8 protein-coding genes are annotated in these 10120 nt (G+C 46.9%); 4 read left to right on the forward strand and 4 right to left on the reverse strand.

Annotated features, from left to right (window positions below; genetic code table 11):
* Positions 1-179: 179 nt before the first annotated feature.
* From HZY94_RS04715 to HZY94_RS04725, 3 genes are read right to left on the reverse strand one after another with little or no spacing between them, the layout of a single operon-like run.
* Positions 180-1499, reverse strand: coding sequence for an FAD-containing oxidoreductase (locus tag HZY94_RS04715; RefSeq protein ID WP_179925215.1), 1320 nt, complete (start codon positions 1497-1499; stop codon positions 180-182).
* A gap of 51 nt (positions 1500-1550) precedes the next feature.
* Positions 1551-1736, reverse strand: coding sequence for a hypothetical protein (locus HZY94_RS04720; protein WP_179925216.1), 186 nt, complete (start codon positions 1734-1736; stop codon positions 1551-1553).
* 54 nt (positions 1737-1790) lie between these two features.
* Entirely contained in the window at positions 1791-2810 is a 1020-nt protein-coding gene (locus tag HZY94_RS04725) for a lactonase family protein (RefSeq protein WP_179925217.1), read from the reverse strand.
* Between the two features lie 146 nt (positions 2811-2956).
* On the opposite strand from HZY94_RS04725, the gene HZY94_RS04730 reads away from it, so the two are divergent.
* The 3 genes from HZY94_RS04730 to HZY94_RS04740 all read left to right on the forward strand — a co-directional run bounded on the left by HZY94_RS04730 (position 2957) and on the right by HZY94_RS04740 (position 6557).
* Positions 2957-4111 carry an AI-2E family transporter gene (locus HZY94_RS04730; RefSeq protein ID WP_179925218.1) on the forward strand — a complete coding sequence of 385 codons (1155 nt, stop codon included), beginning with the start codon at positions 2957-2959 and terminating at the stop codon, positions 4109-4111.
* On the forward strand, positions 4101-5336 hold the full coding sequence (locus tag HZY94_RS04735) for a tetratricopeptide repeat protein (protein WP_179925219.1): 1236 nt from the start codon (positions 4101-4103) through the stop codon (positions 5334-5336). Before HZY94_RS04730 ends, HZY94_RS04735 begins: the two co-directional genes overlap by 11 nt.
* A gap of 75 nt (positions 5337-5411) precedes the next feature.
* The gene (locus HZY94_RS04740) at positions 5412-6557 is read left to right on the forward strand and encodes a hypothetical protein (RefSeq protein WP_179925220.1); all 1146 of its coding nucleotides are present in this window, start codon (positions 5412-5414) and stop codon (positions 6555-6557) included.
* 400 nt (positions 6558-6957) lie between these two features.
* On the opposite strand, the gene HZY94_RS04745 is transcribed toward HZY94_RS04740, so the two are convergent.
* Entirely contained in the window at positions 6958-8634 is a 1677-nt protein-coding gene (locus tag HZY94_RS04745) for an Rqc2 family fibronectin-binding protein (protein ID WP_179925221.1), read from the reverse strand.
* A 116-nt stretch (positions 8635-8750) separates the two neighbouring features.
* Here HZY94_RS04745 and trpX point away from each other — a divergent pair, with 116 nt between their 5' ends.
* Complete coding sequence (gene trpX / locus HZY94_RS04750; RefSeq protein WP_179925222.1) at positions 8751-9755, forward strand: tryptophan ABC transporter substrate-binding protein; 1005 nt, start codon at positions 8751-8753, stop codon at positions 9753-9755.
* Positions 9756-10120 lie beyond the last annotated feature (365 nt).

Below are 10120 nucleotides of genomic sequence, written 5' to 3' on the forward strand. Positions count from 1 at the left end.
GTCTAGTAAATTGATTGGCATCTGTTTCCTCCGATTTTTTATCTTTTTATTAGTATATCGGATAATAGGGATTCAAGATAGATACCTCGTTATTGGACGCTTACGCTCTTTTATCACTTATTCGAGACTTTAAACACCAAAAGACCCTCGTGAGGTTTGTGTCTCACGAGGGTTCTTGCTTAGAGATTAAAGAGATCGTTGAGGTTTTCAGCCAGGGTTGGATGGGTGAAAATTTGTTGGGCTAGGTAGGTGTAAGGGATCTCATTGTCCATCGCCATGGTGATTAAATTGATAATCTCTTGGGCATTGTGGGCCAGGATGCTGACTCCAAGAATTTGCTTGGTTTCAGGATTTACAATGGCCTTGAAGGCTCCACGAAGGTCACCGTCTACGTGACCACGAGGCATACCAGCTACTGGCATTTCTTTAGCCTTGTAAGGGAGGTTGGCTGCCTGAGCTTGGGCTTCGGTAAGGCCGACTTGGGCTAGGGTTGGGCTGATAAAGATGGAGTTTGGAATGTGTTTGCGGTTTTCGAGGTTATAGCTGCCGTCGCCTTCCAAGTAGTTGTAGACAATTCGGAAATCGTCAAGAGAGATGTAGGTGAATTGTGGGCCACCGTTGACGTCACCGACGGCAAAGACACCAGGGACAGTCGTTTGACAATGTTTGTCAACTTGAATGGCACCGCGATCGGTTAGGGCGATGCCGGTGTTTTCTAAGCCCAGGTTTTGAATATTGGGTTTGCGTCCAGTTGCATAAAGGAGGGCGTCAAATTCAAAGTCTCCTTGGTTGGTTTGGAGGAGCACTTTGCCCTCTTCTGTGTTAGAGATAGATTGGGTTAGGACGCCGAGCTGGATCTGAATGCCATCTTCTTCTAGATAGCCCTTGGCCATTTGGGCCAGGCTCGCTTCGCTCCGTGGTAGGAAGGTATCGCTGGCATCTAGGATGGTTACTTGGCTACCGAGTTTGTTGTAGAGGCTGGCAAATTCAAGACCGATTGGTCCAGCTCCGAGGACACCTAGGTGTTGGGGTTGCTCGCCCAAGTTTTGGATACCAGTCGAATCATAGACATGGTCGCTTTCAAGCAGGCCAGGGATTGGTAGTTGATTGGAGATGGCTCCGGTGTTGATGACGATCGTGTCTGCTGTCACCTCTTGGCGTTCAGATCCTGCTTCGAGTTGGACAACTTTGTCGGATAGGAAGCTGGCGGTGGCATCAAAGAGGGTGACACCGGCTCCTTCTAACATGGCATAGTTCTTCTGATTGAGGCGGCCTGTTACCGCTTCTTTTTCAGTCATGACTTGGCTGAACGAGAGGTTTTGGTTGGCTGCACGGAGAAGGGTTTTTGTGGGGATACAGCCGATGTTGATACAGGTTCCGCCATACATAGCTGGGTCCTGTTCTACTAAACCAACCTTTTTGCCTTGGCTAGCCATCTTAGCAGCTAGGGTTTTTCCTGCTTTTCCAAAACCAATAACAAATAAATCAAAATGTAGCATAGTTCGTTCCTTTATCAAAAAAGCACCAGCAAGAAAGCTGGTGCGTGGGTCTTAAAAGAGTTTTTTCAACTTATCGACCGCACCGCTGAGACCTTCTGATCCTGAAACCAAGGCTTTGGCTTGGTCAAGGTAAGACCCAAGATCATCTTTGTGTTCATCGATGAAGCTTTTAGCAGCTTCGAAGTCTTTGTTCTCGATTAGTTCTTTAACCTTATTGAAGAGTTCAACTGGATTCATAGGATTCTCCTTTTATTTTTCTATTATTAGGATAGCATAATTTGTGAGGAAAGGCTATTCATACGGATTGGTTGAAACAAAAACAGCTTCGGGAACGTAAAAGTCGCTAGTTAAGAGTTCTAAACGGCCTGTTTGCGGATCCCGTTTGAAGACAGTTGCGTTATCGGATTCTTGGTGGACCACAATCAAGAAGTTTTGGTCACTGGAGAAATTAAAGTCACGAGGGAAGTCTCCCTGGCTGGGAACAATCTGTACTTGTTGGAGATTGCCATCAGCCAGAACCTTAAAAACAGTAATGGAATTGTGGCCACGATTTGAAACATAGACAAACTTGCCATCCTGGCTCATACGGATTGCACCAACAGCATTGTCTCCTTGATAATCTACTGGTAGGGTGGTTTGCTGGCTGAGGTAGTCAAAATCACCCACCCCATCATAAACCAAGGTTTCCACGGTAGAGTTGAGTTCACAAGCTAGATAGGCCATTTTAAAGTGGGGGTGGAAGACCAGGTGGCGGGGGCCAGAACCGGACTGAGCCTGGTAGTGAGTGATTGGAGTGAGCTTGCCGCTATCGGCAACCGCATAGGTGGTTACACGGTCAGCTCCAAGATCACAGGTCACCAGATACTTGTCAGGGGTTAGGTCTGAGAAGTGAACATGGGATGAACCCTGATTGGGGTGGGGACCAGAGCCCTCCTGGTTGACAGAATCAACTAAGGTTAAACTGCCGTCTTCCTCAATGCGATAAGCGGTTACTTGTCCCTTGTGGTAGTTGGATCCGTAAACCAGTTGTCGTGGTCCATCGTAGGCGACGTAGCAGAGGGAAGCCCCGTCCTCCAGGACATGATTGAGGAGGTCTCCTGTTAAGGTGTAGGCTCCGATACCACCTTGGCCATTTTGACCAGCAACACTGTAGAGTTGCCCCTTCGGGTTAAAAGTGAGGTAGGTCGGACTGGTTTCTGGAGTAAGGAGTTTGAGGGCTGACAGTTGGCCAGTGCTCAGATCCAACTTGGCTGTGTAAATCCCTTTAGAATCGCGTTTTGTATAAGTTCCGAAATAGAGAGTATCAAACATAAGCATCTCCTTTAAATAGAGTTTAGGGGCTTGGATTTCTTGGTAAGAAGCAAGCGCTAACTGCTTTTATTATATCATAGGCTGGTCGCAGTTTTTTTGCTTAAAAAATGCTAAAATGAAAGGAAATCTCGAAAAAGGAGTTCAGTATGCAGGAAAAAGAACGAACGTTTACCCTCTCCTGGTTTTTTAGATGGTTTTTAGACAATAAGGCGATTACCGTCTTTTTAGTCTGCCTCTTACTTTTTTTGAATATTTTTCTCTTAACGAAAATTAGCTTTTTAATCACCCCGATTCTAGGTTTTCTGCAGATTTTGGCTTTGCCCTTGATTATGTCGGGTCTGATTTTTTACTTGCTCAATCCCTTGGTGGATTTTTTGGAATCCCGGAAGCTGCCGCGGATTTGGGCGATTGTCCTCGTCTTTGTCCTGATTTCAGCCTTGTTGGTTTGGGGAGTAGCGGTGCTGATTCCGAATTTACGGAATCAGTTTCTAGCCTTTGTCCAGAACTTCCCGTCCTATCTGGAGAAGGCGGAGGTGGTGCTGAATCAGCTGGTGGACCAGCCGCTCTTTGATGCAGCGAGACCACAATTTGTGGCGCTGAATAGTGAGATTTCTGATCGCTTGACCGAGTTTGTCAGCCAGTATTCGCCGCGGGCGGTCAACTGGGCTAGCAATTTTTTGACTGGTTTGTCTCAGTTCTTTGTGGCGATTTTGATTATGCCCTTTATTGTGTTTTACCTCTTGCGGGATGGTAAGGAGTTGAATGCCTATTTGACCAAGTTTATGCCCACCAAGTTCCGACCAACCTTTAGTCGCGTTTTGACAGATGTCAACAAGCAGTTGGGCAATTATGTTCAGGGGCAAATTACTGTAGCCGTGATTGTGGCGCTGATGTTTATCCTCTTTTTTAAACTAATTGGTCTCAATTATGCGGTTACCTTGGGAGTGTCTGCGGGCCTCCTCAATCTGATTCCCTACTTGGGTAGTTTTCTGGCCATGATCCCTGCTCTTATTCTGGGTTTGATTGCTGGGCCAGCCATGCTGATCAAGGTGATTTTGGTCTTTATTGTCGAACAAACCATCGAGGGCCGGTTTGTGTCGCCCTTGATTTTGGGAAGCCAATTGAATATTCATCCCCTGACCATCCTGTTTGTTCTTCTGACTTCGGGAAGTATGTTTGGTGTTTGGGGCGTTTTCCTAGGGGTACCGGTCTATGCCTCCCTCAAGGTTGTGGTGGAAGCATTCTTTACCTGGTACAAGGAAGTATCTGGATTGTATGAGGAGGAAGAGCATGAATCCTAGTCAAGCTTTTTTGGAAGCTTTGGAGCGACAAGATTTAGAGGCTGCCCAGCAGGCCTTTGACCAGTTATTGCAGGAGTCCTCAGAGGAGCAGCAATTTGAGATGGCTCTCTATCTGGAAGAGATGGGTTTTTATGAGCAAGCCCAATTGCTTTATGAAAAAGTTAAAGTAGCTTATCCGGAAGCCTATTTGAGCCTAGCCCAAATGGCTAGTCAGGAAGGGCGGACCGAGGAAGCCTTTGCCTACCTTGAAGAAATTTCAGCAGCTAGTGATTGGTACTTGGCCAGTCTTTTGGTCAAGGCTGATCTCTACCAAGCAGAAGGGTTGACTGATGTTGCCCGTGAAAAATTACTGGAGGCTCAGGCCCTTAGTGATGATCCGGTTATTGTTTTTGGATTAGCGGAATTGGAGTTTGAATTGGGCCATTACCAGGCGGCAATCCAGTCCTATGCTAGCTTGGACAACCGAGAAATCTATGCCCTAACCGGGATTTCGACCTATCAGCGGATTGCCCTTAGCTATGCAAGTCTTGGGAAGCTGGAAGTGGCCATTGAATTTTTAGAAAAAGCCATCGAACTGGAATATGATGATAAGAGTGTCCATGAATTGGCGCTCCTGTTACTCGAGACCGGGCGGGCCCAGCGTGCCTTGGATTATTTCCGCCAATTGGAGGCCTTGTCACCTGATCTGCTAGGCTTTGAATTGGGTTATGCACGGGCCTTGCGCGAAGAGCACCAGTTGGATCAAGCTTTGCGCGTGGTTGAGGAGGGCTTGCAGAAGAATCCTTTTGATGAGCCCTTGATGTTATTGGCTTCCCAGTTATCCTATGAGTTGCATGATGTTGCGGGAGCGAAAAAGTATTTATTGGCGGCGCGTGAGATTGCAGAGGATTTAGAGGAGGTTTATCTCCGGCTCAGCAATCTGTATTTGGAGGAGGAGAACTTCCAAGACTTGGTCGATCAGGTTCCTTCAACAGTCGATTCCGTCTTGACCCAGTGGAATTTGGCCAAGGCCCTCCAAGAATTGGAACGGGATCAGGAATCTCTGGAGCTGTACCAGAACTTAATGGGAGATTTGAAAGACAATCCCGAATTTTTGCAAGAGTATGTCTACCAGTTGCGGCAAATGGGTTATAGAGAGGATGCGGCAGAGGTGGCTCAACTCTATCTCCATCTGGTTCCAGATGATCCGGATATGCAGGAATTTTTGGATGGTCTAAATGATTAAAATATATCCAGCTTTCGGATTTGGTGTCCGAAAGTGTGGTATAATGAAGGAGATGTTTTCAAATAAGGAGTTGTCATGAAGAAAGCCCTGATTGTGGTTGCCCAGGTGAATCAAATTCAAGAATTGGAGACTTTACTGAAGTCTGTGATTCTCCATAACCAAAACCTGCATTTTTACATTGCCCACGATGGAATCGCCAAGCAATGGTTTACGAAAATTCGGAAGAGATTGGCTCGAATGGCTGTCGAAGTGACATCTGTTCGCCTGCCTGAAAATCTTGCTCAATTAGAAGTAAGTCCCTTCCGCTACACACTCGACCACTATGTGGTGGAGGAGAATGTCTTACTACTGTTCCCAGATATGGTTGTGACAGCAAATCTGGAGCCAGTCTTTAAAAAAGATTTAGGTAATATTTTAACGATTTCCAATGTTCAGAATCAAGATTCTCAAGGAACAGGAGTGGGAGATCGGGTCAAGGTTGTTAGTCATCACGTTCCCAAATCGACTCAGGTTAACCATTCCCTCCTAGAGGACAATGTTGCTGATAGAGTAGGGATCGGATCCTTGATGAAAGGGAAAAAACGAAAGGGAATGGAGAATCTGGCCGATGTCGAGATGGAGAAGGGGCCAGTTTATCCGATCATTATTCATTATGATACCCCTTCTAAACCATGGGATGAACTTCGTCTAGTTCCCTATCAAGCCGTTTGGTGGTACTATGCCAACCTAGCCTGGGATGAATTGGTATCAACCAGCCCCTTCCTCTTGGAAAAGCAGGTTGAGTCCCTCTCCAATTATGATTTTGTCGGCTGGGTTTACACCTATTCCGATGAATTGCTTCATCTGGAGACTTTGGCACGGGAGTTGCCAAATATTGGCTTTGTAATTGCTGCCCCAACGGAGATTTCAGCTACCTTAATGAATCTTTTGGTTTATCCTAATATTAGTCTAGCTCCTGGTGTGGCACGGGATAGCTTACTTTATGAGGAAATTGTCCGGGAAGCGGATTTCTATTTGGATATTAACAACTACGCAGAGGTAGGTACAGTAGTGGCTGATATGGCAGCTGCTGGGAAGCCGATCTTGGCCTTCGAAGAAACTAAGCATGGGGACTATGGTCAAAAGATCTTTAGTCCGGATAATCTCTTCCTCATGATTGAAACTATTCGTCATTTGGAAGTGGATAGCCTGCTTTTTTCGATTGGCATCAATCACCAATAATAAGAAGTATGAAAGGAGGTTGGGACAGAAGTTCCACCTCTTTTTTGAGCTTGTGAAATTTGTCTGCCACATGGTGTCACCTTTCTGGCTTCGTTGATAACGAACCTTTCAATTTCGTCTATTTAAAAGCTCCTCGAGTCCCTTCCTGACTCCTTTGATAGCGAACTTTTCAATTTCGTTTATTTAGAAGCTCAGCGAGTCCCTTCCTGACTCCTTTGATAGCGAACTTTTCAATTTCGTTTATTTAGAAGCTCCTCGAGTCCCTTCCTGACTCCTTTGATAGCGAACTTTTCAATTTCGTCTATTTAGAAGCTCAGCGAGTCCCTTCCTGACTCGCTGAGAGAGTAAAGTACAAAAGCCTTGTTCCTTTGATATGGGAACAAGGCTTATTTTGTGTACTTTAGCTCTTTTTAGCGGCTTGTCGCATGGTTTCGATTTTTTTGGGGTCGGGGGTGACGCGTAGGGTGGTTTGTCCGGTATAGGTGACAAAGCCTGGGCGGCCACCTTTGGGTTTGTGGAGTTTTTTGATGGGCAACATGTCGACCTGGATGAGGTTGGAATGGCGGGCCTTGGAGTAGTAGGCGGCCAGTTCGGCGGCATCTGTTTTGATTTCATCCGAAGGGTTAGGGTTGTTGCTGATAACGACGTGGCTGCCAGGGATGTCCTTGGCGTGGAACCAGAGCTGGTCTTTTTTGGCCAACTTGAAGGTGAGTTCGTCGTTTTGCAGGTTATTACGGCCGACTAGAATGAGGGTCTCTTGGTCGCTGGCCAGGTAGGTTTCCGGCTTTTGGCGGCGAGCTCGTTTGTCTTGGCGGCTGCGTTTGAAGAGGCCAGCGCTGACGAGCTCCTCCCGTAATTCCGGGAGGTCCTCCAGGCGGGCTTCTCCAAGCAAGAATTGGACGCCTTCAAGATAGTGGGCCCATTCCTGACTTTCCTGGATTTGCTGCTGGAGATGGCGGATGGCTTCCTTGAGTTTTTGGTAGCGTTTGAAGTAGCGTTGGGCATTTTGGTTGGGTGTCAAGGCCTTGTCCAAACCAATGCGAATCGGTTCATCGGTATAGTAGTTGTGTAGGGTTACCTGCTCCTGGTCGTTGGGGACTTGATGTAGGTAGGTGGTCAGCAATTCCCCTTTTTGGCGATAGGTTTCCGCTGTGTCGGTGTCGGCCAATTCCTTTTCCAATTTTTGGAGCTTATCCAGCGTTTTTTTCAATTCCGAATCGACCCGCCGAATGAGCTCGCCCGCCTGCTGTTGGACGCGATCTTTTTCGGCTTTTTCGGCAAAAAAGAAATCCAAGGTTGCTGATAAGGAAGGAAAGGTCTGGTCTAAAGAGTCTGGGAAAGGAATCGGAGCAAAAGATTTGGCTGTCAAACGTCCCTGGCTAGGTGCCTGGAAAAAAGAACGGAAGGTCGCGAGCCGGTTGTCAGAAGCTGCTTCTAAAGTGGCTTCTAAGGCTAGGGCTGTGTCCCGTCCGAGCCCTTGGAATTGTCCCTGGAGGTTTTTGGCCGTCAGATCATTGGTTTGCAGGAAGGCAAAGAGGTCTTGGTCTCCGATTGTAAAGGGATTGGCTCGCTCATCGGCTGGTGGCTGGATGGCCTGAGCTCCGGGTAGGATGGTTCGATAGGAATTTTGACCAAAGCCCACATGTTTGATCGCCTCTAAGATTTTGTTTTGTTGCTGATCGATCAAGAGGATGTTGCTGTGTTTGCCCATCAATTCGATGTGTAAGAGGGCAGACTGGGCATCTCCGATTTCGTCCTTGTTTTGGACGGTGATTTGTAAGATACGGTCATTTTCAACCTGCTGGATATCCTGGATGATGGCTCCCTGCAGGTATTTGCGAAGTACCATGATAAATGTTGAGGGATTGCTTGGGTTTTCAAAGGTCTGCTGGGTTAGTTGGATCCGGTTGAGGGTTGGGTGAACGGAAACGAGGAGTCGATGGGTTTTCCCCTGGGACCGGATTTGGAGCAGGAGCTCTTTTGCAAAAGGTTGATTAATTTTTTGAATGCGTCCGCCAATTAATTGAGCTGCTAGTTCTTGCCTCATATGGTGGAGAAAAAAACCGTCAAATGACATGGGAACCTCCTTGATTCTAGTCTTTTGATTATAGCAAAAAAAGCGCTAATAGAAAAAACTCTGACTTGACTTTTGGGTCTATCTTGCATAAACTGAGAGTAATTGAAAGGGTATTTATGAAAAATAAAGCATTATTGACAACTGTCTTGGCCTTCTTTGTTTTGCTGGGGATTGGGATTGGTCAGGAGTTAGGCTGGTTCGGTTCGGCTCATCAAAACCAGGCGACCAAGGCAAAATTGGGAGTGCTGCAATTTGTGAGCCACCCATCCTTGGATGAGATCTATCAAGGAATCCAGGCCGGGCTTGAAGAAGCGGGCTATGGTGAAGATAAATTGGACATCCAGTTCCTCAATGGTCAGGCCGATCAGAGCAAGTTGACCTTGATGAGTCAAGAATTGATTGAAGGTGGGAATCAGGTGTTACTGGGAATTGCAACACCTGCAGTGCAGTCCCTGGCCAATGCCAGTAAGGACCTGCCGATTATCATGGGGGCTGTTTCCGATCCAGTTGGGGCTCGTTTGGTTGAAAATCCCGAGCAGCCAGGTGGGTTGGTAACAGGGGTTTCAGATCAGAACCCAGCGGCCAAACAGGTAGCCTTGATTCGCTCGCTCACTCCACGTGTGAAAAAGATCGGGGCCCTCTACTCAAGCGGTGAGGATAATTCCAAATCCCAGGTGGCAGAGTTTCAGGCAGCAGCTGCAGCAGCAGGCTTAGAGGTTGTGGAGCAGGCTGTTCCATCGACCAATGAGCTCAACCAGGCAGTCGGAGTCTTGGCTGCTAAAGTAGATGCCATCTGGGTACCCATTGATAACACCATTGCCTCAGCCTTCTCGACAGTAGTTGCAGCCAATCAAACCGCTAAACTGCCCCTCTATCCTAGTGCAACAGCTATGGTGGAAGCGGGTGGTCTCGCCTCAGTAGTGGTCGACCAGTTTGAATTGGGCCGAGCAACCGGGAAAATGGCGGCACGTGTCTTGCAAGGGGAAGATCCAGGAGAGATTCCGATTGAATTTTTCTCCCAAGGTAAACCTGTTCTTAATATGCAAGTTGCCAAGGAACTGGGGATTGTGATTCCCGAATCTATCCAGAAGGAAGCCCAGTTGGTGGGAACAGAGCAATAAACACTCGATTCATTTATAGAACCCTAGCCAGTGTGCTGGGGTTTGTTTTTTATGCTCAAAAAAACCCAGTCTGTCATGGTACGACGGACTGAGTTTTTAAGGATGTACCTGTTATCCAAGGTTAATAGCATTGGGAAATTTAGATGATATCTGACCTGTGTCCGACTTGTTTAGGGAAGTAAGTTATAGGGAGACACAGGTAGAGAGGCGGGATAACAGGAAACATCAGGTTAGCTATTATAGTCATTTAGTTTTTAAATAGTATGTTATTGCATCAGTCAAATCGCCTGTCTTTCTAAGCAATTCTGTCACCGCTTTTTTCAAAATAGCCCAACTGTTCTCAATAGGATTCAGTTCAGGGGAAT

Source organism: Streptococcus danieliae (assembly GCF_013415245.1).
Taxonomy (GTDB): Bacteria; Bacillota; Bacilli; order Lactobacillales; family Streptococcaceae; genus Streptococcus; species Streptococcus danieliae_A.

Excerpts from the sequence above, each read along its gene's own strand:
- HZY94_RS04715 (WP_179925215.1), bottom strand. The coding sequence starts at position 1,499 with ATGCTACATTTTGATTTATTTGTTATTGGTTTTGGAAAAGCAGGAAAA.
- HZY94_RS04720 (WP_179925216.1), bottom strand. The coding sequence starts at position 1,736 with ATGAATCCAGTTGAACTCTTCAATAAGGTTAAAGAACTAATCGAGAAC.
- HZY94_RS04725 (WP_179925217.1), bottom strand. The coding sequence starts at position 2,810 with ATGTTTGATACTCTCTATTTCGGAACTTATACAAAACGCGATTCTAAA.
- HZY94_RS04730 (WP_179925218.1), top strand. The coding sequence starts at position 2,957 with ATGCAGGAAAAAGAACGAACGTTTACCCTCTCCTGGTTTTTTAGATGG.
- HZY94_RS04735 (WP_179925219.1), top strand. The coding sequence starts at position 4,101 with ATGAATCCTAGTCAAGCTTTTTTGGAAGCTTTGGAGCGACAAGATTTA.
- HZY94_RS04740 (WP_179925220.1), top strand. The coding sequence starts at position 5,412 with ATGAAGAAAGCCCTGATTGTGGTTGCCCAGGTGAATCAAATTCAAGAA.
- HZY94_RS04745 (WP_179925221.1), bottom strand. The coding sequence starts at position 8,634 with ATGTCATTTGACGGTTTTTTTCTCCACCATATGAGGCAAGAACTAGCA.
- trpX (WP_179925222.1), top strand. The coding sequence starts at position 8,751 with ATGAAAAATAAAGCATTATTGACAACTGTCTTGGCCTTCTTTGTTTTG.